This window comes from Collinsella sp. OM04-5 (genome assembly GCF_003439125.1).
In the GTDB taxonomy this organism is placed as follows: domain Bacteria; phylum Actinomycetota; class Coriobacteriia; order Coriobacteriales; family Coriobacteriaceae; genus Collinsella.
This window is the reverse complement of sequence record NZ_QSUU01000003.1, coordinates 50,443-73,765: the sequence shown is the minus strand read 5'-3', so window position 1 is coordinate 73,765 and position 23,323 is coordinate 50,443. Positions and strand designations below refer to the sequence as shown.

General features: G+C 58.0%; 26 protein-coding genes. 17 read left to right on the top strand and 9 right to left on the bottom strand.

Annotated elements, in window-relative coordinates; all coding sequences use genetic code 11:
- Positions 1–244 precede the first annotated feature (244 nt).
- The 8 genes from recA (at position 245) to hflX (ending at position 9,027) form a co-directional block, all read left to right on the top strand.
- Positions 245–1,393 (top strand): recombinase RecA, encoded by a 1,149-nt coding sequence (recA, locus tag DXB53_RS02600; RefSeq protein WP_022094695.1) that lies wholly within the window; start codon positions 245–247, stop codon positions 1,391–1,393.
- A gap of 11 nt (positions 1,394–1,404) precedes the next feature.
- Positions 1,405–2,097: a regulatory protein RecX gene (locus DXB53_RS02595; RefSeq protein ID WP_117583193.1), complete on the top strand. Its 693-nt coding sequence runs from the start codon at positions 1,405–1,407 to the stop codon at positions 2,095–2,097.
- Between the two features lie 257 nt (positions 2,098–2,354).
- Entirely contained in the window at positions 2,355–3,905 is a 1,551-nt protein-coding gene (gene rny, locus DXB53_RS02590) for a ribonuclease Y (protein ID WP_117583192.1), read from the top strand.
- A 1-nt stretch (position 3,906) separates the two neighbouring features.
- Positions 3,907–4,992, top strand: a complete 1,086-nt coding sequence (locus tag DXB53_RS02585; RefSeq protein WP_117583191.1) for an ATP-binding protein — start codon at positions 3,907–3,909, stop codon at positions 4,990–4,992.
- Positions 4,993–5,066: 74 nt separating this feature from the next.
- Positions 5,067–5,384: a stage V sporulation protein S gene (locus tag DXB53_RS02580; RefSeq protein ID WP_006235982.1), complete on the top strand. Its 318-nt coding sequence runs from the start codon at positions 5,067–5,069 to the stop codon at positions 5,382–5,384.
- Between the two features lie 45 nt (positions 5,385–5,429).
- A complete protein-coding gene (gene miaB / locus DXB53_RS02575; protein WP_117583190.1) occupies positions 5,430–6,800 on the top strand; it encodes a tRNA (N6-isopentenyl adenosine(37)-C2)-methylthiotransferase MiaB in 1,371 nt (456 codons plus the stop codon).
- On the top strand, positions 6,800–7,738 hold the full coding sequence (gene miaA / locus DXB53_RS02570) for a tRNA (adenosine(37)-N6)-dimethylallyltransferase MiaA (protein WP_117583189.1): 939 nt from the start codon (positions 6,800–6,802) through the stop codon (positions 7,736–7,738). Before miaB ends, miaA begins: the two co-directional genes overlap by 1 nt.
- The gene (gene hflX / locus DXB53_RS02565; RefSeq protein ID WP_117583188.1) at positions 7,738–9,027 is read left to right on the top strand and encodes a GTPase HflX; all 1,290 of its coding nucleotides are present in this window, start codon (positions 7,738–7,740) and stop codon (positions 9,025–9,027) included. Before miaA ends, hflX begins: the two co-directional genes overlap by 1 nt.
- Here the strand turns inward: hflX and DXB53_RS02560 are convergent.
- Entirely contained in the window at positions 9,012–9,662 is a 651-nt protein-coding gene (locus DXB53_RS02560; RefSeq protein ID WP_233503784.1) for a heparan-alpha-glucosaminide N-acetyltransferase, read from the bottom strand. The two genes, hflX and DXB53_RS02560, sit on opposite strands and share 16 nt — an antisense overlap.
- A 53-nt stretch (positions 9,663–9,715) precedes the next feature.
- On the bottom strand, positions 9,716–10,360 hold the full coding sequence (gene lexA / locus DXB53_RS02555) for a transcriptional repressor LexA (RefSeq protein ID WP_040359862.1): 645 nt from the start codon (positions 10,358–10,360) through the stop codon (positions 9,716–9,718).
- 163 nt (positions 10,361–10,523) lie between these two features.
- Between lexA and DXB53_RS02550 the strand changes: the two genes are divergently transcribed.
- The 3 genes from DXB53_RS02550 to dut are packed head-to-tail and all read left to right on the top strand — an operon-like array spanning position 10,524 to position 11,916.
- Positions 10,524–10,973, top strand: a complete 450-nt coding sequence (locus DXB53_RS02550; protein ID WP_158551612.1) for a LysM peptidoglycan-binding domain-containing protein — start codon at positions 10,524–10,526, stop codon at positions 10,971–10,973.
- Positions 10,974–11,024: 51 nt separating this feature from the next.
- Positions 11,025–11,468 (top strand): transcriptional regulator NrdR, encoded by a 444-nt coding sequence (gene nrdR, locus DXB53_RS02545; RefSeq protein WP_022093781.1) that lies wholly within the window; start codon positions 11,025–11,027, stop codon positions 11,466–11,468.
- Positions 11,469–11,472: 4 nt separating this feature from the next.
- The gene (gene dut / locus DXB53_RS02540; protein ID WP_117583185.1) at positions 11,473–11,916 is read left to right on the top strand and encodes a dUTP diphosphatase; all 444 of its coding nucleotides are present in this window, start codon (positions 11,473–11,475) and stop codon (positions 11,914–11,916) included.
- 393 nt (positions 11,917–12,309) lie between these two features.
- On the opposite strand, the gene DXB53_RS02535 is transcribed toward dut, so the two are convergent.
- Complete coding sequence (locus tag DXB53_RS02535; protein ID WP_117583184.1) at positions 12,310–13,611, bottom strand: glycosyltransferase; 1,302 nt, start codon at positions 13,609–13,611, stop codon at positions 12,310–12,312.
- A gap of 118 nt (positions 13,612–13,729) precedes the next feature.
- Between DXB53_RS02535 and DXB53_RS02530 the strand changes: the two genes are divergently transcribed.
- On the top strand, positions 13,730–14,668 hold the full coding sequence (locus DXB53_RS02530; RefSeq protein ID WP_199408846.1) for an NAD(P)/FAD-dependent oxidoreductase: 939 nt from the start codon (positions 13,730–13,732) through the stop codon (positions 14,666–14,668).
- Positions 14,669–14,822: 154 nt separating this feature from the next.
- Positions 14,823–15,434 carry a DUF1836 domain-containing protein gene (locus DXB53_RS02525; protein WP_187361898.1) on the top strand — a complete coding sequence of 204 codons (612 nt, stop codon included), beginning with the start codon at positions 14,823–14,825 and terminating at the stop codon, positions 15,432–15,434.
- Between the two features lie 72 nt (positions 15,435–15,506).
- Here the strand turns inward: DXB53_RS02525 and DXB53_RS02520 are convergent, their stop codons facing one another.
- The 6 genes from DXB53_RS02520 to DXB53_RS02495 form a co-directional block, all read right to left on the bottom strand.
- Positions 15,507–16,373 carry a DegV family protein gene (locus tag DXB53_RS02520; protein WP_117583182.1) on the bottom strand — a complete coding sequence of 289 codons (867 nt, stop codon included), beginning with the start codon at positions 16,371–16,373 and terminating at the stop codon, positions 15,507–15,509.
- 178 nt (positions 16,374–16,551) lie between these two features.
- A complete protein-coding gene (locus tag DXB53_RS02515; RefSeq protein WP_117583181.1) occupies positions 16,552–17,670 on the bottom strand; it encodes an NlpC/P60 family protein in 1,119 nt (372 codons plus the stop codon).
- 32 nt (positions 17,671–17,702) lie between these two features.
- Positions 17,703–18,233 carry an adenine phosphoribosyltransferase gene (locus tag DXB53_RS02510; protein ID WP_199408847.1) on the bottom strand — a complete coding sequence of 177 codons (531 nt, stop codon included), beginning with the start codon at positions 18,231–18,233 and terminating at the stop codon, positions 17,703–17,705.
- Between the two features lie 36 nt (positions 18,234–18,269).
- Positions 18,270–19,154, bottom strand: a complete 885-nt coding sequence (locus DXB53_RS02505) for a MerR family transcriptional regulator (RefSeq protein WP_117583179.1) — start codon at positions 19,152–19,154, stop codon at positions 18,270–18,272.
- A 3-nt stretch (positions 19,155–19,157) separates the two neighbouring features.
- A complete protein-coding gene (locus DXB53_RS02500) occupies positions 19,158–19,592 on the bottom strand; it encodes an FHA domain-containing protein (RefSeq protein WP_199409668.1) in 435 nt (144 codons plus the stop codon).
- Positions 19,593–19,658: 66 nt separating this feature from the next.
- Positions 19,659–20,363: a CDP-alcohol phosphatidyltransferase family protein gene (locus tag DXB53_RS02495; protein ID WP_089573364.1), complete on the bottom strand. Its 705-nt coding sequence runs from the start codon at positions 20,361–20,363 to the stop codon at positions 19,659–19,661.
- Positions 20,364–20,759: 396 nt separating this feature from the next.
- Between DXB53_RS02495 and DXB53_RS02490 the strand changes: the two genes are divergently transcribed.
- From DXB53_RS02490 to DXB53_RS02475, 4 genes are read left to right on the top strand one after another with little or no spacing between them, the layout of a single operon-like run.
- The gene (locus tag DXB53_RS02490; protein ID WP_117583178.1) at positions 20,760–21,488 is read left to right on the top strand and encodes a lantibiotic protection ABC transporter ATP-binding protein; all 729 of its coding nucleotides are present in this window, start codon (positions 20,760–20,762) and stop codon (positions 21,486–21,488) included.
- Positions 21,485–22,255 carry a hypothetical protein gene (locus DXB53_RS02485; protein ID WP_117583177.1) on the top strand — a complete coding sequence of 257 codons (771 nt, stop codon included), beginning with the start codon at positions 21,485–21,487 and terminating at the stop codon, positions 22,253–22,255. Before DXB53_RS02490 ends, DXB53_RS02485 begins: the two co-directional genes overlap by 4 nt.
- Positions 22,255–23,070: a lantibiotic ABC transporter permease gene (locus DXB53_RS02480; RefSeq protein WP_117583176.1), complete on the top strand. Its 816-nt coding sequence runs from the start codon at positions 22,255–22,257 to the stop codon at positions 23,068–23,070. Before DXB53_RS02485 ends, DXB53_RS02480 begins: the two co-directional genes overlap by 1 nt.
- A complete protein-coding gene (locus DXB53_RS02475; protein WP_117583175.1) occupies positions 23,063–23,311 on the top strand; it encodes a hypothetical protein in 249 nt (82 codons plus the stop codon). Before DXB53_RS02480 ends, DXB53_RS02475 begins: the two co-directional genes overlap by 8 nt.
- Positions 23,312–23,323 lie beyond the last annotated feature (12 nt).

Below are 23,323 nucleotides of genomic sequence, written 5' to 3'. Positions count from 1 at the left end.
GGCCTTAGGGCCCCTTAATTGTGGAGATAGGGACCTCTGACAAATTCAGCGTTTTTGCTGGTCATAGGTTTATTTTCGCCTTCCTTGCTTATATTTGGCCCTATGTGGTCAAGCATTTGGTCAGTATTTGGTCGGCGTTTGGTTGGGTTTTGGAAAGACTGCCTGCATATGATTTATCTGAACGGTTGACCACGAACAGCCGTTCGTTTATTATCGATGCAGGTTGTTAAGAGGAGGGCTTTTCATGGCCAAGAATTCAGGTCCCGTACGTACCGTTCATGCTCGCACGACGGGTAAAGAGCGCGATGAGATGATCGCCACCACCAAGGCCGAGATCGAGAAGAAGTTCGGTCAAGGCTCCATCATGAGGTACGGCGACGGTGGCCCCGAGCTCGAGGTCGAGGCCATCCCTACGGGCGCTCTGGCACTCGATGCCGCTCTGGGTATCGGCGGTGTGCCGCGCGGCCGCATCGTCGAGATTTACGGTCCTGAGTCCTCCGGTAAGACGACGCTTTCGCTTGAGATCCTGGCCGAGGCCCAGGCAATGGGTGGCGTGGTGGCATTTATCGATGCCGAGCACGCGCTCGATCCCACGTATGCCGCGCGCATTGGCGTGGATATCGACGAGGTACTGATTTCCCAGCCTGATACGGGTGAGCAGGCGCTCGAGATTGTTGACATGCTCGTGCGTTCCGGCGCCATCGATGCCATCGTCGTCGACTCCGTCGCCGCGCTGACCCCGCGTGCCGAGATCGAGGGAGAGATCGGCGATACCACGGTCGGTTTGCAAGCTCGCCTGATGAGTCAGGCGCTCCGCAAGCTCGCCGGCTCGCTGTCCAAGTCCAACACGACATGCATCTTCATTAACCAGCTGCGAGAGAAGATCGGCGTCATGTTCGGCAACCCCGAGACCACGACGGGCGGCCGCGCCCTTAAGTTCTTCTCTTCGGTGCGTATCGACATTCGCCGCATCGACAGCATTAAGCTTAAGGATGAGGTTATCGGTAACCGCGTGCGCGCCAAGGTCGTTAAGAACAAGGTGGCAGCTCCGTTCCGTTCTGCTGAGTTCGACATCATGTACGGTACGGGCATCTCTAAGGAGGGCTCGATTCTGGACATGGCTGTCGAGTGCGGCATCTGCAAGAAGATGGGCTCCTGGTTTGCCTATGGCGAGGACAAGCTCGGCAACGGTCGCGAGGCCGCCAAGGCGTTCCTGCGCGAACACCCTGATTGCGCCGACGAGATTGAGCATAAGGTCCGCCTTGCCTGCGGGCTTGAGTTTGACGACGATGCTCCATCCGAGGTCGAGCTGACCGATCAGCCTGCGCCTGAGGAGTTTGACGAGCTTTACGCCATCGATGGTTCCGCCATGCTCGATGATGACGACGAGTAGCGGTTACGCTCATGTCGTATACGGTGACCGAGGCCACGGTCGTCTTTCCCGATAAGAAGGCGGCCTCCTCGTTCTCGAACGGGTATGCGTCCAAAAAGCCTTGCGCACATATCGATTGTGAGCTTGAGGGCGGTTTTGAGCGGTCCATTTGGATTCCCGTGCGGGTCGCGCGCCTGTATGTCAAAAACCGCCCCGATCTTCCCTGTGATTGGGACAACTTTCGTGAGGCGGTGCAGCTCGTCGAGCGTAAATGTGCACTTACCATGGTGACCGAGATGTTATCGCGCCGCGACCATGCGACGGGCGAGGTCCGTGACAAGCTGGCTCGCTACGGCTTTCACCAGACCGCGATCGATTTCGCCGTCGAGCGCGCCACCGAGTATCGCTTTTTAGACGAGAACCGCTTTTGCTCGTACTTTATCGAGGAGCGCAAGCGGCGCGGTTGGGGACAGCGCAAAATCGAGACCGAGCTCAAGCGCCGTCATGTCGTGCTCGATGACATTCCCGGTTATCCCGAGGATTATTTTGCCGTCGAAGACGATTTGGCGCGTGCGTCAGCCCTGCTCGCCAAGCGGCGTGTCCCAGAGACGCGCGGATTCGAAAAACTGGTTCGGTTTTTGATGGGCAAGGGCTTCTCGTATCATATCGCCGCCGATGCCGTTAAGGCACGTCTCGATGCCGAACGTGAGGAATGTGCGGTTTAGGCGTATGCGTTTTGTGGCCCTGCCGTTCACCGCGTTTTAGCCGCCGTGCTGGGGCCATTTATTTGACAGTTGTTGTGGTTCAACGTACGATAAACAATGTCATTTGCTTTGTGATATGTGCTCATCTGTAATGAGTTTGTTTATATGTTTATCTGTATCCGACCCGCATAAGCTGCGCCCATATTACTCAAATGTCGCGAGCCGTTCGTAAGGACGGTTCGCTTTGTTGTGTAACGAATCCATAAAAAGGAGTGAGCATGCCTATCATCGCAGCGCTCGTTGGCATCATTTTGGGTGCCATCGCCGCCATTGCCTACATGCGCACCGCCAAGCAGGGTAGTCTTCACGAGGCCGACGAAAAAATCCAGTCGGCACACGCACAGGCTGAGTCCCTGATCGGTGATGCTAAGCGTCAGGCCGAGACCCTCAAAAAAGAGGCTCTGCTCGAGGCTAAAGAGGAGATCATCAAGAACAAGCAGGCCGCTGAGGCCGAGGACAAGCAGCGTAAGAACGAGATTCGTACGCTCGAGAACCGCGTGATGCAGCGCGAGGAATCCCTCGATCGCCGCAACGACGCTCTCGACAAGCGCGAGCATCAGCTGTCCAGCCAGGCCGGTCAGGTCGAGAAGCGCTCCCGTGAGCTCGAGGAGCTCTGCGCAAAGCAGACCTCCGAGCTCGAGCGTATCGCCGACCTTACCCGCGAGGACGCCCACAAGGAGCTCCTCGATAAGGTTCGCGGCGAGGTCACCCACGAGGCCGCCACGATCATTCGCGAGTCCGAGCAGCAGGTTCGCGCCGAGTGCCACAAGACCGCCCAGGAGATTCTGTCTCTGGCGATTCAGCGCTGCGCTGCCGATCACACTGCCGAGGTCACCGTTACCTCCGTGCACATTCCCTCTGATGACCTCAAGGGCCGTATCATCGGTCGCGAGGGTCGCAACATCCGGACCTTCGAGCAGGTTTCCGGCGTCAACCTCGTGATCGACGACACGCCCGAGACCGTCGTTCTTTCGAGCTTCGACCCGGTCCGTCGTGAGACCGCCCGTGTCGCCCTCGAGAACCTCATCGCCGACGGCCGCATTCACCCTGCCCGTATCGAGGAGATGTATCACAAGGCTGCCGACCTGGTTCAGCAGCGCGTGCGCGAGGCTGGCGAGCAGGCTGCCTTCGATACCGGCATCCACGATCTGCACCCCGAGATCGTCAAGACCCTTGGTGCCCTGCGCTACCGTACCTCGTTTGGTCAGAACGTGCTTCAGCATTCCCTCGAGGTCTCTGATCTGTGCGGCGTGATGGCTTCCGAGCTTGGCCTGGACGTTGTGACCGCCAAGCGCGCCGGCCTGCTTCATGACCTGGGCAAGGCAATCGACCACGACGTCGAGGGCCCGCATGCCGTCATCGGCGCCGCGCTTGCCCGCCGTTATGGCGAGAAGCCCGTTATCGTCCACGCTATTGAGGCTCACCATGCCGATGTCGACCCCAACACGGTGCTCGATGTCCTGGTGCAGGCCGCCGATGCTGTCTCTGCCTCTCGCCCCGGTGCCCGTCGCGAGTCTGCCGAGAACTACATCAAGCGTCTTGAGAAGCTCGAGGAGATCGCCAACTCCCATGACGGCGTCGAACGTACCTATGCCATGCAGGCCGGTCGCGAGGTCCACGTCATGGTCCAGCCGGACAAGATCTCCGATGCCCAGTCCACGGTCCTGGCTCACGATATCGCCCATCAGATCGAGGAAGAGATGGAGTATCCCGGTCAGGTGCGCGTCGTCGTGATTCGCGAGAGCCGCGCTGTCGATATCGCTAAATAACATGAGCGACGCGAACGAGCTCATCTCATTTATCGCGTCGATGTCGGGGGAGGGCAACCTTCGCGTCGAGGAGAACCTTGGCGAGGGGTATGTCCGCCTCCGCGTTTCGGAGGCCGAGCGGCGCCAGGCTAAGCACGACATTCAGCATGTCGAGGACATCGTCATCGAAATGCTCCGTAATGCTCGCGATGCCGGCGCCGACAAGGTCTATCTCGCCACGACCAAGGAAGATGGCGTCCGCACGCTTGTCTTTCTGGATAACGGTTCTGGCGTTCCGCAGGATATGCAAGAGCGAATCTTTGATGCCCGCGTTACCTCCAAGCTCGAGAGCATGAAGATGGACCGTTGGGGCGTTCACGGTCGTGGCATGGCATTGTTTTCGATCAAGCAGAACACCGACGAGGCCCGTGTGGTCACGTCCGGCGTCGATCTTGGTTCAGCCTTCAAGGTGAGCGTTGCGGCCGACCGCCTCAGTGAGCGTGCCGATCAGTCCAGCTGGCCCCAGGCCGTCAAGGATGAGGACGGACGTTATGTCTGCGCTCGCGGTCCACATAATATTATTCGCGCTGCTTGTGAGTTTGCGCTCGAGGAGTTGCGTGGTTGCGATGTCTATCTCGGTTCTCCGTCTGAGATTGCCGCGACCCTTTATGCTCAAGCGTCAAGTCGGCTCGATACGTCTCGTCTCCTGTTCATTGATGACGAGAGCGAGCTTCCGGTTGTCGATCGTTTAGGCCTTGCTTCTGATGCCGAGGACTTTATCCGTATTTGTTCGGGTTTGGGTCTTGAGATGTCCGAGCGCACGGCCCATCGCATTTTGGCAGGGCAGATTAAGCCCGTTCGCGGTGTGACCGCGCGTCTGCTGCGCGAGCGTGATTCGTCCTCGCATGCGCCGGCTCCTGTCGATCTCGCGAAGGATCGTCGCGGGCTACGTATTGCCAAGGATGACATGGCACAGTTTTCGCGCGCTGTGGAACGCGACTTTAATGACCTTGCCACCCGGTACTATCTCAACCTTTGCGGCGACCCAAAGATCCGTGTTTCGCGTGATCGAATCACCGTGACCTTTGATCTTGCCAAAGAGGAATAGTGCCTTTACCGAGTCCACTCGGTACGATACAGTTATTGCAGTTAAAACGTACTTTTAAATGCAGGAGTTTCTTCATGGATTGCCTGAAGGTATCAAGCAAATCATCGCCCGCGTCCGTTGCCGGCGCCATCGCCGGCATGGTCAAGGATGGTGTACCCGTCAACATCCAGTGTGTCGGCGCCGGTGCCGTCAACCAGGCTATTAAGGCCGTTGCTATCGCGCGCGGTTTTTTGATTCCAACCGGTTTTGATATTTCCTGCGCGCCCGTGTTCTCCGACATCCTCATTAACGGGGAGTCGCGCACGGCCATCCGCCTTTCTATCTACGTTCACCAGATCAATCGAGCTGCTATGGATAACGTCGTCATGGATGATGTTAAGCCTGTGGCATAGCTTCTGCTTGCCTTGTTTCGCTCCCCATCGTTAGGACTTATGCACATGGACCAGCGTTCCGTACGCGATATTCTTGCCGGTAAAACCTACTTTATCCGCACCTTTGGCTGCCAGATGAATCAGCACGACTCCGAGCGTGTGAGCGGTCTGCTTGATTCGTATGGCTGCCTCATGGCGTTCGATCCCGCGCATGCCGATATCGTTGTCTTCATGACGTGCTGCGTGCGCGAGGCCGCCGATACTCGCCTGTACGGTCAGTGCAATTCCTGCAAAAGCCTGCCGCCTTCGCCTTCGGGCAAGCGCGTGGTTGCCGTTGGCGGTTGCATCGCGCAGCGCGATGGCGAGGGCCTGCTCACCAACGTCGATAACGTCAATGTCATCTTTGGCACGCATTCCATTGCACATGTGGCCGAGCTCATTGCCGAGGCGTTCCTTGATGGTAAGCGTCATATCCGCACCAATGAGCATGAGGATACGGACGCCATGAGCATGCCGTGGCATCGCGAGACCCAGTATCACGCCTGGGTGCCCATCATGACAGGCTGCAATAATTTCTGCACCTATTGCATCGTGCCGTACGTACGCGGTCGCGAAAAGAGCCGCCCCTTCGAGGAGATTGTCGACGAGGTGACCGGTCTGGTGCGCCAGGGCGTGCGTGAGATTACGCTGCTGGGCCAAAACGTTAACTCATATGGTCGCGATCTGTTTGGCAAGCCGCGTTTTGCCGATTTGCTGCGTGCCGTGGGCGATACGGGCGTGGAGCGCATCTTCTTTACGTCTTCGCATCCTAAGGACCTGCTGCCCGAGACCATCGACGCCATGGCCGAGACACCTGCCGTAATGCCGCAACTGCACCTGGCCGTCCAGTCAGGTTCGACGCGGATCCTCAAAGAGATGAATCGCCGTTATACACGCGAGGACTATCTGGGCCTGGTCGATCGCATTCGCAACCGCATGCCCGATATCGCGCTCTCGACCGACATTATCGTTGGCTTCCCGGGCGAGACTGAAGAAGACTTTGAGCAGACGCTCTCACTTGCCGAGACGGTCCGCTATGCTCAGGCCTATACCTTCATCTATTCCAAGCGCGCCGGTACCCCGGCCGCCGAGATTGACGATCCTACGCCGCATGAGGTTATTCTCGAGCGTTTCAATCGCCTGGTTAAGGTTATCGAGACCACGGCACACGAGTATAACCAGGGTGAGCTTCATACTGTGGTTCCCGCGCTCATTGAGGGAACGAGTAAAAAGAACGATGCGGTCCTGCTGGGCAAGAGTCCCAAGAATCAGACCGTGCATGCGCCTATCCCCGAGGGTTACAGCATCGATCAGCTTGTTGGCAAGATCGTTGATGTTAACGTTGACGTTGCCAAGACCTGGTATTTGTCCGGTTCCGTTGTGGGCGAGCCGCGCTAATGGTTTCTCCCGGGGCAGGCCTTTCCGCCGTTGCGATCGTCGGTCCGACAGCGGTTGGTAAGAGTGATGTTGCCGACCGTTTGGCAGCTCGTCTTTCGTCCGAAGTGCTGTCGTGCGATGCGATGCAAATCTATCGCGGCATGGACATCGGTACCGCAAAGATGGCGCCCGATGAGTGTACGGCGCCGCTGCGTCTCGTCGACATTGTAGAGCCGGGTGTAGCATATTCTGCTGCGCTTTATCAGGCTGACGCTCGCGCGCATGTTGAACGTCTCCTTGGTTCGGGTTGCCTGCCGGTTTTTTGCGGAGGTACGGGGCTGTATCTCAAGGCTGCCCTTGATGAGATGGACTTTCCCTCGGGTGAACTTGAGGACGATCGCCGTGCGGGCTATCAGGAGCTTGCCGAGCGTATTGGCGAGGAAGAACTGCATGCCCTGCTTGCCGAGCGCGATCCAGAATCGGCTGCTGTTATTCATCCCCATAACGTGCGCCGTGTGATTCGTGCGCTCGAGATGCATGATGATGGTATCTCCTATGCACAACAAAAAAGTCAGTTTAGTGTTCCGCGCGAGCATTATCATGCCCTATGGTTTGGTCTGACGCGTAATCGCGAGGTGCTCTACGAGCGCATTAATCTGCGCGTCGATCTGATGTTTGAGCAGGGTCTTGTCGATGAGGTCCGCGGTCTTATGGCCCAGGGTCTGGGAGATGCCCTGACGTCGATGCAGGCAATTGGCTATAAAGAGATCATTGATGCTTTCAATGGCGTGATGAGCATGGATGAGGCCCGCGAACTCATTAAGATGCGTTCGCGTCGTTATGCCAAGCGTCAGCTTTCGTGGTTTAAGCGCGATGACCGTATCGTGTGGTTTGATATGGATGAATGTACGATCGATGAGGTCGTTGAGGATATCCTGCATCGTATTGAGGCTGCCTAATGGCCCGTTTCCCCCTTGTTCCCACGGCACCCGAGCCCGAGCGTGCCATTTTAGTTGGTGTTGAGTGGCGCGACAATGCATGGCCGCTCGATCGCTCGCTTGATGAGCTGGAGCGTCTTGCTCACACAGCTGGTGCCCGGTGCGTGGCACGCTTGTCGCAGCGTTTGGTAAAGCCGTATCCTAAATCGTTTATCGGTTCCGGTAAGGTTGAAGAGCTGTGCGGCCTGGTGCATCGCATGGATGCCGATGTCGTTATTTTTGACGACGACCTGACCCCCTCGCAGCAATCCTATTTGGAGAAAGCCGTGGGCGAGCCGGTAAAGATTATCGATCGTACAGCACTGATCCTGGATATCTTTGGCCTGCATGCTCAGACGCGTGAGGGACGCCTGCAGGTACAGCTGGCACAGCTTCAATATTTGTTGCCTCGCCTGCGTGGCATGTGGAGCCATCTCGCCAAGGAGCAGACGCGCGGCGGCATCGGCTCACGTTTTGGTCAGGGCGAAAGTCAGCTCGAGGTCGACCGTCGCCTCATTCGTAATAAGATCACTGCGCTTCGTCGTGAGCTCAAGCAGGTTGAACAGCGTCGCGATGTCCAATCCAAGAGTCGCATTGAGTCACCGGCGTTTCGCGTCGCGTTAGCCGGTTATACCAATGCCGGTAAATCGACGTTACTCAATCGTCTGACCGGCTCTACGGTACTTTCGCAGGACAAGCTGTTTGCTACGCTCGACCCGACGACGCGTTCGTATCGTCTGCCCGGCGGTCGCGGCATGACGATTACCGATACCGTCGGCTTTATTCAAAAGCTGCCCCATGGTCTGGTCGATGCCTTTAAATCGACGCTGTCCGAGGTTTTGGGTGCCGATCTAATTCTCAAAGTCGTAGATGCGTCTGACGAGGACTATGAGCGGCAGCTGGAGGCTGTCGACCGCGTGCTTGATGAGATCGGCGCCGGAGAGCGTTTAACGCTGACCGTATTCAATAAAATCGATCTTCTCGATAGCGTCGATCGATTGAGTTTCCGTCGTCGCTATCCGGAGGCCGTTCTGTTCTCGGCCCAAACGGGCGAGGGCCTCGACGATCTCGTCGACCGGATTGCTCGCGAGGCAGCTGCCACCGATGTGTTGCTCTCCGCTGATATCCCGTATCGTGAGGGCGCTCTCATCACGCTGGTGCATGAGCAGGGAACCCTTCTGCATGAGGAATATCTCGAGGACGGCGTTCGCATTGTGGCGAAGTTGCCGGCTCGTATTGCACCGCGGCTCGAGCGTTATCGCACCGAGTAGACGAGCTCCAAAATGCCCAGAATGATGGGCTGATGCAGCAGATAAAAGGGGAGAGCGTGACGTCCAAGGCTGGCGAGCGCCGGCAGGGGGTTGGCGTAGGCCCAGCTAGGGACGGTCTTATCGATTCCCTGCGCTATGTGTGCGGCGAAGTATCCTGCAAGATACATAAAGATAAACGGGATGATGGGGTAGTAATCACCTGAGATAAACCCAGGGCTCGGAAATCCCAGCCACGCTAGGTAGGGGACAGGGTAGATCGTTTTGGGGATGCTCCAGGTGATTGCGAACAACATAAGGCATAGGGGCATGCCCCATCTCGCCGCTATCTTCTTAAGGACGGGATCGGTCAACGCTACGATGCCGGTGCATGCGGCCATGCAGTAGATGATGCCAAAATTAACCGAATCGTCGACTGAGACAAGTGTTGTTGCCAACCAGACAACGAGTGCTGCTAAGGCGTATTTGGCGGCACGTTTGATATTGTTGCGCGAAAGGGTGCACATCCAACCGGCGATAAACAAAAATACCCAGCTGATGCTGGCGCGCCAGATGTCTTGAAAGACTGACTGGGTAAACCAGGGTATATCCCAGCCGTACAGGTAGGCGAGATCATAGCAAGCGTGAAAACCTGCCATAGAAATCATCGTAAACCCGCGGACGGTATCAAATATGGTTATGCGTTTTTGCATTACGAGAACCGGCGCATCAAGCCGACGACTTTGCCCAGGATAACGGGATTCGTTGCATAAATAGGTTCCATGGTGTCGTTCTCGGGCTGCAAGCGCACACGCCCCTGCTCCTTGTAGAACGTCTTGACGGTCGCCGAACCATCAATCATGGCCACGACAATTTCGCCGTTCATGGCACTCTTTTGTTCACGGACGATGATGTAATCGCCATTGAAGATGCCGACATTGATCATTGAGCTCCCATGCACCTCAAGGATAAAGGAACCCTGATCAGTGGCGATTTCGGTCGGGATAGTAAACGTGTCTTCGATATTCTGCTCGGCCAGAATGGGAATCCCAGCCGCGACGCGACCAACGAGCGGTAGCGAGACCGTTCCGCGAGGTGCGGTGGGCTCGTCAGATTTAGAAATTGAGACAGAGGAACCATCCTCGTTAAAGAGTTCCAGGGCGCGCGGTTTGGTGGCATCGCGCTTGAGTAGCCCGCGCGCCTCCAGGGCAGAGAGATGGGCGTGCACGGTGCTGGGGGAGGAAAGGCCCACGGCAGAAGCCATCTCGCGCACGCTGGGCGGATAACCCTTCTCCTGCTGATATTCCTTGATGAAGTCGTAAATTTGCTGCTGACGCTTGGTAATTTTGCGAGCCATCAGGGCATCCTCTCTACCCATGTCAAACAAATGTTCGAATTTTGCTTGACAGGAACAACTGTTCGAAGATAATAATAACCGAACATTCGTTCTCGCGCTAGACATTTTTGTCCGCGCGGCTTGATAAAACTGTTCTCAGCAAAACACGCGAGAGGAGAACATGATGAACGTAACGAATATGGTCCAGGGAAACCTCGCCCTTAAGCTCGAGACGCCTGCAGAACCCACTTTTACGGTTGTTCAGGGTGGCCGCTCCGGCTTTCAGCCTTTGACCGTAAAGCCTGCGCGCAATCAGCAGGCTGTAGTCGCGCCGGCCCGCGTTGCCCCGAAGGTTCCGACGATTGTCGCCGTCGCCGTTGCGCTTACGCTCTTCTTTGTCCTCGCTATGTCGGTCTTTAGCGCTCGTCACGCCGCGTATGCCGAGTCCGTTTCCAACATTACCTACGAGACCATTCGCGTTCAGCCTGGCGATTCTCTTTGGTCGCTTGCCGAGGAATATCCAATCGAAGGCCTTTCCACGCAAGAGACTTCCGACATGATCCGTAGCGTCAATCATCTGGAGCATGGTTCGCTCGCCGCCGGTGCGCATCTTAAGGTTCCTGATCGTTCGTAATCATTATCGCGCTGCGCATGGTACCCTTGTTATCGTTTAAGAGGAGGTACCATGCGCTGTCCCAAATGCGGCAAGGCACATACCCGCGTCGTTGATTCCCGTATGCAGGAGTCAAATAACACCATTAAGCGTCGCCGCGAATGTTGCTCGTGTAACTACCGCTTTACAACGTTCGAGCGATGCGAGGACCCTATCGAGGTCATTAAGTCAGACGGAACCAAGCAGCGGTTCGATCGCAATAAGCTGCTCGTCGGCTTGATGCGAGCCACCATCAAGCGCGATATCGACACTAAGAAGCTCAATGAGATTATCGATGACATCGAGGTCGAGCTGCGCTCTCGCACGCTGACGGCCGTCACGTCCCATGAGTTGGGTGACATGGTGCTCAAGCGCTTGGCCAAGATCGACAAGGTTGCGTACATCCGCTTTGCCTCGGTCTACCGCGATTTCAAAGACGTCGATGAGTTTCTGCAAGAGCTCGACAAGCTAAGGTGATTCCATGTCCAACATTACCGTCAACATAAAGCGTCTCGATCCCACCGTCGAGCTTCCCAAATACGCCCATCCCACTGATGCCGGCTTGGATTTGCGCTCCAACGAGGACTGCGTCCTGAAGCCCTTCGAACGCCGTCTGGTCTCTACGGGGCTGGCCATCGCCCTGCCCGATGGCTACGCCGGCTTCGTCCAGCCCCGCAGCGGCTTGGCCATCAAGCAGGGCCTGTCTATAGTCAATACGCCGGGCCTCATCGACGCCCACTACCGAGGAGAACTCAAGGTTATCCTCATCAATCTGAATCCCTCCATTAACATTCAAATCAATAAAGGCGACCGCATAGCCCAACTCGTCATCCAAGAAGTCCCCACGGTCAACCTTATAGAAGTAGAAGAACTAGACGAAACCGACCGAGGCAAAGGAGGCTTCGGCTCCAGCGGCATCGCCTAGGGCGCTCGTATCCCTCCCGCCCGGGGCTTACCTATATCATTCCATGCTCAAACATTCTCGCGTCGCTTCGCTCGCTGCGAAACTGCGCGTGGAACGATATGTGTGAGAGGCAGGCGGGCGGTTACTCGCTTGAAACAATATTTACTTTTCTAGTAAGTCGATGCGATAAAGGGACGCCTCCTTTGTCGCATCGACTTACTGTATTTATATTTTCTGGTTCCCCTTTGCAGATTCTACTGGAGGGGAATCTGGTATAGCTGCTAGTACGTAAACGCAGCTTACCTGCGGGAGGCCCCTATATATCGTCCCACGCGCAGTTTCGCAGCGAAGCGAGAATGTTTGAGCATGGGATGATATATAGGGGCCTCCCGCAGGTAAGCGGACATTAAGACGCTACCTGATATGCGCAGGTTTTTCGCCCCAGTAGAAGCGGCAGAAGGCTCGTTTGCGCTTTTGGGGTTTGCCTACGAGCTCCATGGCGGCGATGGCTATGTCTTCGGCTGCGTGGGGGCGGCGTAGTACTTCGCCGTTGATGAGTAGGGCTTTGAGTGATTCGGGATGATCGTGCAAGTGACGTAGGGTAACGATGAGCTCTCGTGCGGTGGTGACATGCATGCTGGCGCCCATGCCGGTGAGCATGGTGGTGTTGGCCTTTTCCTGGCCATAGGACTTGCCCAGCAGGATCATCGGCAGGTGTGCGCACAGGCATTCGGTGACGGTGAGTCCGCCCGATTTGAGAATTGCCAGGTCGCAGCCGTGCATAAGCGCTGCCATATCATCGACATAGTCCAGAACCGTGACGTTTTCGAGCTTCATGGCGTCGAAGAGCGTTTTGAGGCGGGTGGCATATTCGGTGTCTTTGCCCGGCAAAAAGACAAAGTGCATGTCTTCGAAGCTGCGTAGGAAGGGGAGGGTGCGGTCCATCTCCGCGCGAAAGCGAACGTACGGTTGAGGCAAGCTGGCACCGGCCATTACCAGCACGACGGTCTTGTCGGTGGGGAGGTTGAACTTAGCTAGCTCTTCCTCGCGATCGTAATCCGTGTCGAATCCGGCGCGAATAGGAATGCCGGTAATGCGAATCTTTGTCTCGAGCACCTTGCGCGGACGCAGCGTTTCGGCCATAAATTCGTTGGCAACACAGAATAAATCGGTGTCCTTGTGGGGCCACCATCCCTCGACTTCGTAGTCGGTCGGTACGCAGATGACCGGATAATCGATACCCGTAATTACGCGGGCGCCCACGGCAACATTGGCTGCTGTGATGTGCGTTGCGACCACGGCTATGGGCCTGCGGCTACGAATATAATCGTTGAAGGCGGGGAACATAATTCTCGACCATGCCGTGCCACCACCCCAGAGCAGATGTCCCGTAAGCGTATATCGCCAGGTCAGGTCGTAAATGGGGCGCGTGGCTCCCGTAAAAGAAGCCGCGGTCTTATTGCCGTCGAATTTAATACGTCCAAAATCAAGGATATCGAGCACTTCAATCTCAACATCCTCGGGGATACCATTGGTGCCGCGGATGAGGTCGAATGCCTGCGCAATCGCATTTGCGGCGGCCTTGTGGCCCGAGCCAACCGAGGCGTGCACGATGGTCACGAGAGGTTTTTGCTGATCCAGGAGCGTGGTTTGCTCCGATTGGGGAGTGCTAAGCGTGAGCAGGGGAGCGTCGTCGCTCGTCTGCGTCTGATCCATCGATAACTCCCCTTCGACGTTGTAACACGGATTTATCATTGTAGTGCATGAGTGTCACGTTCACGTAAATTTGGGTATGAGCGCAAAGAACGACAACGTTTCGACGAGAGGACTCTTCATGATTACCGATCAGACAATCGATGTTGCGATTATCGGCGGCGGTCCCGCGGGTTATGCTGCCGCCATTTATGCGGCGCGCGCCAATCTTACGACAACCGTTCTTGAGCAGGGCATGTCCGGCGGACAGATTGCCACGAGCAACGAGATTGAGAATTATCCTGGCATTCCGCTGCTGAGCGGTGCCGAACTTGGTGAGCGGTTTCAACAGCATGCTGAAGGCCTGGGGGCTCAGGTTGAATGGAGTATGGTAACAGGCGTCGACTACGATGCCGATGCGGCTCAATTTACCATCCATCATGATATGGGTGACACAACGGCCAAGAGCGTCATTGCGTGCATGGGCGCCACACCGCGTCCTGCGGGTTTTGTTGGCGAGGACACGTATCGCGGTCGTGGCGTTTCGTATTGCGCAACATGTGACGGTATGTTCTTCCGCGGCAAGCAGGTCTTTGTTATCGGAGGCGGCAATTCAGCATGCGAGGAGGCGCTGTTCCTTTCCGACATTGCCAGCAGCGTGACCATCGTGCTGCGTCGCGATCAGTTCCGTGCACCCGAGGGCGTTGTGAATAAGGTGCTTGCAAAGGACAACATTTCAGTTAGGTACCAAACTAGTATTGTTAAGCTTTCTGGTGAAGCGATGCCCACAACCATTACGTTCAAGGACAATGCGACTGGTGAAATGCACACTGAGTCCTTTGAACCTGGCTCATTTGGCATCTTTGTCTTTACGGGGACGCAGCCGCATACCGAGCTGGTTGAGCATCTCGTCGATCTGGCTCCCGACGGCGGCATTGTCACCGACGATTCGATGGCTACCCGTACGCCCGGCTTATTCGCAGCCGGCGATATCCGTTCCAAGCGTTTACGCCAGGTTGTGACCGCCGTTTCGGACGGAGCCATAGCGGCAACCAGCTCATACGCTTTCCTACGCGGATAAGTACGATAATATATCTTATGTAAGGTTGCTATCTTTACACAAAGTGGTTGGACGGTGCATCAATGTGCTGTCCAACCACTTTTACTTGGCGACTATGTGGTATGCAAAACTAGATAACCTAGAATACAATATAGAAAACGAACGGAGGCCTCTTATGAACCACGCTAAACATGTTATCCCGATGTCCGATACGTCGGTCAGCATTAAGCCTGAGGATATTCAGCCGACGGTTCTGCCGGATGCATTTATTCAGTCCGATATGGTGGGTAAACTCAACGCGTTGAGCCTGCCACGCTATGACCAGCTGCCCAACGTAACGCTCTATCGCGATCAGGTCATTGAGTATGTTGCACTGTGGATGGAGCCGCTTTCCATTTGCGTAGAGCAGCCCGTTATAACGCCGTCGATGATCAATAACTATGTGAAGGTCGGGCTCGTTCCTGCTCCCGTTAAAAAGCAGTATGGCCGTGAGCAGATTGCGCGTCTCATCGCCATTTGTATCTTTAAGCAGGTGCTGCCCATCGCAGCGGTTCAGGCGCTCTTTAATATTCAGCGCTTGAGCTACGACGCTCCGACGGCTTTCGATTATGTTGTCGATCAGCTCGAGGCATCGATTCGTGCGGCGTTTTCTGTTGAGCAGACTCCCGTGCCCGATACCGCACATCAGGTTACGCGCGAATCGCTGCTCGTGCGCAGTGCGGTATCGTCCTTCGTTTCGAAGGCGTATCTGATGAGCTATCTCAAGTTCAATGGGTTTAATAGCTAACCGAGGTATAAGACGGGCGGGATAAAGAGCCAATGGCTCCTTATCCCGCCCGTACGTTTGTCTAGTTGGATATTATCGGCCCGACGCCACGCCCATACCGTAGCCGATAATGAGGCCGTGCATCTCGGCATAGTATGAATCTAGCCCGTTACAGGGCATGATAATCGTCTTGGAGCCGGGCCAATGCTCCGCAATGCGGCTGGCAAGCGCCTGAGCGCCCGCCTCATTCTCGACATGGTCGATAACGACCTCGCCGCCGGTAAAGCCTTCGGCCTCCATGGTGTCGACAATCTTGGTGAGCATCTTCTTTTCGCCGCGGGTGTGCCCAACGAGTTCAATTTTGCCCGCTTCGCTCGCCGTGCCCAAAATGCGGATATTGAGCTTGTTGGCAATGACGCCGGCTGCCTTAGGGATACGTCCGGCTTTGGCCAGGTTTTCGTAATTGCACAAGCTGAAGAGGATTTTGCTGTTCTGCTCAAGGCTATCGAAGTATGCGCAAGCGTCCTCGAATGAGACATCCGGATTGCTTGCAAGATAGCGGTCGAACAGCAAGAAAATGAGGTCCATTTTGCCGCCAGCTGCGCGCGAATTGACAAGATGAATATTGCGGTCCGGTTCCTCGGCAAGAACCATATCGCGAGCCGTGGCTGCTGCGTTGTAGCTGCCCGACACGCCCTCAGAGATTGGCATGCAGATGGTCTTGTCTGCCAATTTGAAGAGCTCGGCCCACTCCCCTACGCTGGGACAAGCGCTCGAAGAAGCGTTCGTCTCCGCCTGAACAGCGCAGTTGAGCTCATGAACATCGAGCGAAAGGTCATCGATGAATTCACGCTCCCCCACTCGAATTTTGAGGGGTGCGAATGCAAAGGTGGTACGGGGTGCAGTCGGTTGCCAATCGCGAAGATTGCAGCTCGAATCGGAGATAAGTGCCCAGCTCATTGAGGGTCCTTTCTAATTGTTCCTCAACAATTATAGCCGTCTTTCTCATAAATTGAACGGCTATCTAGTTTTGAATACTAGATAGCCGTTCTGTTCATAAGGCAAACGGTAGGCGCAAAAAGAATGGGCCTCGTGACTCAAGATCGCGAGGCCCACGTTCGTTCGCTGTAGTAATAAATTAGTAGCGTACGAAGATGTAGTTGTTGTTCATACCGGCTGCAACGGAGCTGATGATAACGCCGGTTTTGTAGTCGGAAGCATGGATCATCTGACCATTACCGATATAGATGCCGGTATGGTAGGAGTTAACCACAACATCGCCGGGTTGCGGATCGGACACACGGGTCCAACCCATGAAGGTGCCGGTGGTGCCCAGGCGGCAGTAGCGGCCCGTGAGGCAATAGCTTACAAAACCGGAGCAGTCAAAGCTGTTCGGTCCAATGCCGCCCCAGGAATAAGCGTATCCGAGCTTGCTGTAGGCGCGCGAAACAACGGTACCGCCGTCAACGGACTGGCTCGGTGCGGAAGGCGTCGGAGTCGGAGCGGGCGTCACGGGCTGCGGCGTGGGAGCAGGAGCCGGAGCGGGCGCGGGCGTGTTGCCGCCGTTGTTGGTCGTTCCGCCACCATTGTTGGTGTTCTCGGTCGTAACGGCGGTATCGTTGCTCACCGTGGCCTTTTCGGCAGTACTGGCATTTATGCCAGCCTGCAGCGCGGCGTTGGCCTCGGCCTCGGCGGCAAGCTCGGCTTGCAGCTGAGAATCCAGGGAGTTCACGACGCTCTGGGCCTCAGCCTGCTGGGCATTGAGCTCGTCGACCTTCTTCTGCGTCGCGGCTACGTTCTTCTCCTGCTCGGTCTGCTTATCGGTGAGCTGCTGCTTAAGGTCCTTGACATCCTGAATGGTCTGGGCCTGCTTGTCGGACACCTTGCCGTAGTAGAAGAGACGGTTGAGCATGTCGCCCAGATCGTCGACGCCCGTCAAAACCTGAAGCAGGCTCAGACCGCCGGTCTTGTACTCACCGGCAACGTAGTTAGAGAGCTTGGCCTGGCCTTCGGCGATCTCTTGCTGCTTTTGCGTGATCTCGCCTGCAGTCTGATCAAGCTCCTGCGTCTGTGCGGAGAGTTCTTCATGAATTTGCTGGGTTTGCGTGCCGATCTGCTCGAGCTTGGTACGAGCAGCGGCAAGGTCGGATGCGGTATCGGCGTAGGCCGGAGCCACGAGGCCCAGGCCCAAAACACAAGCGAGGGTTGCCGTAGCAGCGCAGCGTGCCATGTTTCTGTGCGTGTTTGCTGTGCGCATGGAGCTTCCTTTCCGGTATCTAAGGGTAGCGGCTAGTCCACCGTTACCAGGCTAAAGAGCTCAATGTCCTCGTTAGAAGGCGTGAGCTTCTTGCGCGGGTTGAGAAACGCAAGCTCAAGGATACAACCGTAACCCACAAGCTTCGCGCCCATATCTCGCACCAGTTTACCTGTTGCCTCGACGGTTCCGCCCGTCGCGACCAAGTCGTCCAGAATCAACACGGTATCTTTAGAGCTGATAGCATCGGCGTGAATCTCGATAGAATCCGTTCCATACTCGAGCTCGTAGCTCTCGCTGACCGTCTTGCGCGGCAGTTTACCCGGCTTACGTGCGGGAACAAAGCCGGCACCCAGGGCGACGGCCACGGGAACGCCGACCATAAAGCCGCGGGCCTCGGGTCCTACGACCTTGGTAATGCCCATGTCGGCAAAATGCTCGGCCAGGGCATCCACCATGGCCTTCAGGGCCTCGGGATTGCCAAAGAGCGGCGTGATGTCCTTAAAGACGACTCCGGGCTCGGGATAGTCGGGGATATCGACGATATGAGATTCGAAGTCGTACATGGCGTGACCTTTCATGGATTGCCGGGTGGACGGCGGTTATTTACCCGTGTTAGCAGACGAGCTATGCGAGGGGACGACGACCTTGGACGGCTGCACGAGCGACTCCTCGTGCGCGGCAACCGCGGGGACGCTTGCCCCATCGCTTTTGGCCTTGGTGGATTCGGAACGCGCGATCTCCTCATCGAGAGCATCGATATCGGCATCCTCGACCACGGCGTTGAGCGACTCAAAGACACGGTTCTTAAGGAGCGCGGTGTGCACACCCTCGGTCAGGTCGTGAAGCTTCTTAAACGCACGCTCGAGCTTGGCGTCGCGCTCGTCATCGGAGGTATCCATGCCGAGCATGCTCACGAGCACCTGCTCAAACATCGAGGACTCGCGGTTGGCGGAAGACACGTACTGACGCAGGTTGCGGGGCTCGATATGGAAGCGTGACAGCTCGGAGCAGTAGCGGATGATTGGAAAATCGCGACCATCGACGAGCTCACGATTCTGCGGACTCTTGATGATGCGAATGAGGTCGTTCTCGGCGAGCGAGCGGATAAACGAAATCTCGACGCCCAGCATATCGGGAATGGTCTCGATGGGATGCAGCTTTTGCTTAGTCTCCTTGGGCTCCGTCTTGAGCGGAACATCGGACAGCAAGCCCACCTCGTAGGCGAGCGTTGACAGGTCCGTGGCGTTTTCCAAGCGCTGCTTAATCACGTTGAGCGGCATGTAGCGGGTCTTCTGCAAGTGCAGAATGACCTCCAGGCGATCAACGTCCTCCTTAGAGTACTGACGGTATCCCTTAGGCGTACGATGAGGGGTAATGAGCCCCTCATCTTCTAGAAATCTAATTTTTGAGTTCGAAAGATCGGGGTATGCGCCTCGAAGAAGGTTGACGACTTGGCCGATACTCAGATAGTTGCGTTCGGCCATGCCCTACTCACCGGTTTCGATGCGCTCCGGCGTGCTCTCGTGGTAGATGAGCGTAAACGTACCGATCTGGACGGAAGAACCATCGTGCAGCGGGGCCGCGTTGACAATGGCGCCGTCGACCCAGGTGCCATTGAGCGAGCCCAGGTCCTCAATGCGAGCGCCGAGGCCCTCGCGAATAATGCGCGCGTGGCTACGCGAAACGGTCATGTCATTGAGGAAGATGCCGTTCGCAGGATCGCGGCCGATGGTGGTCACGTTGTCCTCGAGCTCAAAGGCGGCACCAGTCTGCGGACCCTTGACGATGGACAGAACGGGTGCGGTGATGCGCACGTTGGCCATGAGGTCGGGAACGGTGACGTCGCTTGAAGGCACGCGGAATACGCAGGTAGCGTCAGCAGCCTTATCATTCTGAGGCATATTGTTAACCATGTTGTCCATGACAACCCCTAACTTATCGCGGACGTGCCGCAAATAATGAACCGTACGTAATCATACCCCAACGAATCAGTCTTCGATTTCAGGGTTCAGAAAGTCGATGTCCTCGTCCTCGGGATGCGCGAGAGCCTGTTTAATGGCCACTCCGCCCTTAATGGAATAGATGACAGCCGTGAGCATGGAGAAGATCACGCCGCCGTACACAAAGAAGATGCCGAGGGGCACCGAGCTTCCGTTGAGGCCCGGGAAGGCCGTAAGGGTTGAAGGTAAAAGATGCAGGCCGTCAATAACGGGGAACCCGAGCAGCATGAGCGAGAAGCCGGTCATGAGCAGTGCAGTGGCAATCTTTCCGGGAAAGACGACATCGATGGGGCGACGGTGATAATGACGCACGATAAGCGTGCCGATGCCCAGATAGATGTCGCGGCCAATAATGAGCACGCAGACCCAGATTGGCAACTCTCCGCGAACCACCAGCCCAAGTACGCCGGTGAACAGCAGCGCACGGTCGCAGATGGGATCCATGACCTTGCCGAGCCACGAGACCGTCTTGGTCATGCGGGCGATCTGACCGTCCATCCAGTCGGTAGAGGCGGCAACGGCGTAGATAACGATGGCGATGACGCGGTTGTTATCCGTCACAAACAGGTACAGAAATACCAGGGTGAGGATCAGGCGCGTAAAGGTGATGAAATTGGAGATCGTAAAGATCTTATTCGACGGGTAATCGGAAGTGCCGATAAGCTCCTTTTTGATCTTCTTTTTGATGCCCACAGGACTCCCCCGCTGGTTAACGACAAAACTTTCGATACTATACCCGTTCCGGCGATGTCTATCCAGCGTATGCATAGAGAGTCCAGACATATGGAGGATGCTACTGGGTTGTGCGGGATTCTGCATTTGTGTACATCAGCCTCCAAATATGACATTTTTCGGCATCTTTGATGGCTGATGTACACGTTTTGATTCGGTGATTACATCGATCGGGAAAGTTGTTGCCTTAAGCAAATTAATCATGATGTGCGGGTCGAGAAGGGTTGGCGCCAAAAGAGCCCAACGGCCGTTACGGCTTCGTTAGAAACGCGCCCCACCATGGATGGTGAACCCGAAAGGTAAGGCGCGCGGGCACGGTGACTCGGCCCGCGCTCCCGGAAGAGAAAGGATAAACCCATGGGTTACATGCTCGAGACGCGTGGGCTCACCAAGCGCTTCGGCCGCGGCGACCAGGCGCAGGACGCCGTGGCCGATGTGAGCCTTCATATCCGCGAGGGCGAGGTGTACGGGCTGCTCGGTCCCAACGGCGCCGGCAAGTCGACAACGCTCAAGATGATCTGCGGGATGCTGCGGCCGACGGCCGGGGAGATCCTCTTTGCCGGGCACGCCTGGCGCCGCGAGGACCTCTACGCAATCGGCAGCCTCATCGAGGAGGCGCCGCTCTACCCCAACCTCACCGCGCGAGAGAACCTGCGCGTGCGCACCACGCTGCTGGGCCTTCCCGAGAGCCGCATAGATGAGGTGCTCGCCGCCGTGGACCTCGCGGACACCGGGAAGAAGCGCGCCGGGCGCTTCTCGATGGGCATGCGGCAGCGCCTGGGGCTCGCACTGGCGCTGATCGCCCGGCCACGCCTGCTCGTGCTCGACGAGCCCACCAACGGCCTCGACCCCATCGGCATCGAGGAGCTGCGCGACCAGATCCGCGGCTTCGCGGCGGCGGGTACGACGGTGATCGTCTCGAGCCACATCCTCTCCGAGGTGCAGCAGATGGCGGACACCATCGGCATCATCTGCGGGGGGCGCCTCGCCTACGAGGATGCGCTTCGTCCCGGACAGGACTTCGAGGAACTCTTCATGAGCTTCTGCCGGGAAGGGCGACGAGCGCGCGGGGAGGTGGCGGCATGACGGGTGAGAAAGGCGGCCTGCTCGCGGGCCTGCGCGCCGAGGCCCTGAAGTCGCGCCACGCGGCACCGGTTCGCCTGACCGTGCTCATGGCGCTGCCGATGCCGCTGCTCGGCGCGATGCCCTACCGGGGCGTGCAGATCTTTAGCGCGTGGAACTACTGGTACGCGCTCTTCCTGCCCGTGTCTCTCTCGCTCGTGGTGGCGTGCGTCGCGCGGGCGGACGCTCGCACGCGGATGCGGGGGCTTCTGGGCCTGGGCTTCCCGCTCGGGCGAGCCTGGTGGGCTAAGGCGCTCTGGTGCCTCGCTCTTTGCACGCTCTCGAACCTCGTGGTCTTCGGCATCTACCTCGCGGGATCGGCGTTCTCCTCGCAGGGTCTCACGGCCGCGGGCACGCTCACGATGCTCCTCTGCGCGCTCGCCAACACGGTGACCGCGGCGTGGATGATCCCCGCAGGGCTCTTCCTCACGGCGCGGCTCGGCATGCTCGCGGGCATCTTCTGCCCGCTCGCCGCGCAACTCGTAGGTGGGTTCGCCTGGTCGTTGGTGCCGCTGCCGCAGCTCTTTCCGCCGTCGGCGAACATGGTCATCCCCACGAGCTTCATCCCCGTGCTGCCGAGCGGCGAGCCGCTCGCGGCGGACATGGCGCTCGGCGGGGCGCTCATGGCGGACGGCATGCTCACGCTGGCGGGCCTTGCGGTCTGCGCGCTCGCGTTCGCCGCGCTCACGGCGGCGGGCGCGGCCTGGTTCGCGCGCTCCGAGGAGAGGTGATGGCCATGACACGACTCTCCGACCCGACGCCGCGCATGACTCTCCCGCGGGCCCTGCTCTCCGAGGCCCTGCGCCTGGCGCGCTCCCCGCTCGCGGCGGTGCACCTCGCCTGCGGCCTGGCGGCCGGTCTTGCCTGCGGCGAGTACTTCTCCGTAACCCGATGGGACCCGGCGCTGGGCGCGGACGCCTACGCCCAGTTCCTCGGCGCCCTCATGCCGCTCATGTCCGCCATCGTCTGCGGGCTCGCCGTGGACGAGGAGCGCGCTGCCGGGCGCCTCACCAACCTCACGGCGGTCCCCTCGCGAGGGCGCGCCGTCGCGGCGAAGCTGCTCGCCCTTGCGGCGCTCGGCGCGGGCGCGCTGGCCGTGGCGCTCAGCGTGTTCGGGGGCGCGCTCGCCGTCGCCGGACGCCTGCCGCTCGGGCCCGCTCCGCTTGCGGCCGCCTGGGCGGGCATCGTGCTGGGCAGCTTGCCCCTCTACGCGCTGGGGCTCGGCGTGGCCCTGCGCCTCGGCCGCAACGCCGCCATCGGCGGCGGCGCGGCGGGGACGCTCCTCGCGTTCTTCTCGGTGGGCGGACTTGCACACGGCCTCATGACCGGCGAGCTCACCGGTGCCCTGGCGACGCCCCTGGGCTGGGTGCCGCTCGCCTGGCCCGCGCGCCTGGGGTCGCTCGGGGTGGAGGCCTTCATCGACGCCGCACGCGCGGCGGGCCCTCTCCTCACGACTGCGCTCGCTGGCCTCGCGCTCACCCTGGCAGCCGCCGCCGTCCTTCTCGCCTGGTTCTGCCGCTTCGAGGACGGGAGGGCAGATGCGTAGGAAGGCGCTCGCCGCCATGCTCGTCCTCCTCTCCGCAGCGCTCGTCCTGGGCGGGAATGCCCTGCTCGACGCTGCGGACGACAGGGGCAATGTCCGAGAGCTCCAGCTCATCTTCTTCGGGCGGGAGTCGGACGGCGAGGGCTGGCTCGAGATCGAGGCGCGCGGCGGCTCGGGCGTGCGCTACCACGCGTGCGACGCGGCCGAGGCGCCCGCGGCTGCGCGCAGGGCTCTGGACCGCTGAGTGCGGCGCTAG

Bases quoted from the DNA above. Each gene is read 5' to 3' on its own strand.
- miaA (WP_117583189.1), top strand. From the start codon at position 6,800: ATGGTTTCTCCCGGGGCAGGCCTTTCCGCCGTTGCGATCGTCGGTCCG.
- DXB53_RS02510 (WP_199408847.1), bottom strand. From the start codon at position 18,233: ATGTACGACTTCGAATCTCATATCGTCGATATCCCCGACTATCCCGAG.
- hflX (WP_117583188.1), top strand. From the start codon at position 7,738: ATGGCCCGTTTCCCCCTTGTTCCCACGGCACCCGAGCCCGAGCGTGCC.
- DXB53_RS02505 (WP_117583179.1), bottom strand. From the start codon at position 19,154: ATGGCCGAACGCAACTATCTGAGTATCGGCCAAGTCGTCAACCTTCTT.
- DXB53_RS02480 (WP_117583176.1), top strand. From the start codon at position 22,255: ATGGCCATGACACGACTCTCCGACCCGACGCCGCGCATGACTCTCCCG.
- DXB53_RS02500 (WP_199409668.1), bottom strand. From the start codon at position 19,592: ATGGACAACATGGTTAACAATATGCCTCAGAATGATAAGGCTGCTGAC.
- DXB53_RS02550 (WP_158551612.1), top strand. From the start codon at position 10,524: ATGAACGTAACGAATATGGTCCAGGGAAACCTCGCCCTTAAGCTCGAG.
- DXB53_RS02520 (WP_117583182.1), bottom strand. From the start codon at position 16,373: ATGAGCTGGGCACTTATCTCCGATTCGAGCTGCAATCTTCGCGATTGG.
- DXB53_RS02580 (WP_006235982.1), top strand. From the start codon at position 5,067: ATGGATTGCCTGAAGGTATCAAGCAAATCATCGCCCGCGTCCGTTGCC.
- DXB53_RS02595 (WP_117583193.1), top strand. From the start codon at position 1,405: ATGTCGTATACGGTGACCGAGGCCACGGTCGTCTTTCCCGATAAGAAG.
- DXB53_RS02585 (WP_117583191.1), top strand. From the start codon at position 3,907: ATGAGCGACGCGAACGAGCTCATCTCATTTATCGCGTCGATGTCGGGG.
- recA (WP_022094695.1), top strand. From the start codon at position 245: ATGGCCAAGAATTCAGGTCCCGTACGTACCGTTCATGCTCGCACGACG.
- rny (WP_117583192.1), top strand. From the start codon at position 2,355: ATGCCTATCATCGCAGCGCTCGTTGGCATCATTTTGGGTGCCATCGCC.
- lexA (WP_040359862.1), bottom strand. From the start codon at position 10,360: ATGGCTCGCAAAATTACCAAGCGTCAGCAGCAAATTTACGACTTCATC.
- DXB53_RS02525 (WP_187361898.1), top strand. From the start codon at position 14,823: ATGAACCACGCTAAACATGTTATCCCGATGTCCGATACGTCGGTCAGC.
- DXB53_RS02515 (WP_117583181.1), bottom strand. From the start codon at position 17,670: ATGCGCACAGCAAACACGCACAGAAACATGGCACGCTGCGCTGCTACG.
- DXB53_RS02530 (WP_199408846.1), top strand. From the start codon at position 13,730: ATGATTACCGATCAGACAATCGATGTTGCGATTATCGGCGGCGGTCCC.
- DXB53_RS02490 (WP_117583178.1), top strand. From the start codon at position 20,760: ATGGGTTACATGCTCGAGACGCGTGGGCTCACCAAGCGCTTCGGCCGC.
- DXB53_RS02535 (WP_117583184.1), bottom strand. From the start codon at position 13,611: ATGGATCAGACGCAGACGAGCGACGACGCTCCCCTGCTCACGCTTAGC.
- miaB (WP_117583190.1), top strand. From the start codon at position 5,430: ATGGACCAGCGTTCCGTACGCGATATTCTTGCCGGTAAAACCTACTTT.
- nrdR (WP_022093781.1), top strand. From the start codon at position 11,025: ATGCGCTGTCCCAAATGCGGCAAGGCACATACCCGCGTCGTTGATTCC.
- DXB53_RS02475 (WP_117583175.1), top strand. From the start codon at position 23,063: ATGCGTAGGAAGGCGCTCGCCGCCATGCTCGTCCTCCTCTCCGCAGCG.
- dut (WP_117583185.1), top strand. From the start codon at position 11,473: ATGTCCAACATTACCGTCAACATAAAGCGTCTCGATCCCACCGTCGAG.
- DXB53_RS02560 (WP_233503784.1), bottom strand. From the start codon at position 9,662: ATGGCAGGTTTTCACGCTTGCTATGATCTCGCCTACCTGTACGGCTGG.
- DXB53_RS02485 (WP_117583177.1), top strand. From the start codon at position 21,485: ATGACGGGTGAGAAAGGCGGCCTGCTCGCGGGCCTGCGCGCCGAGGCC.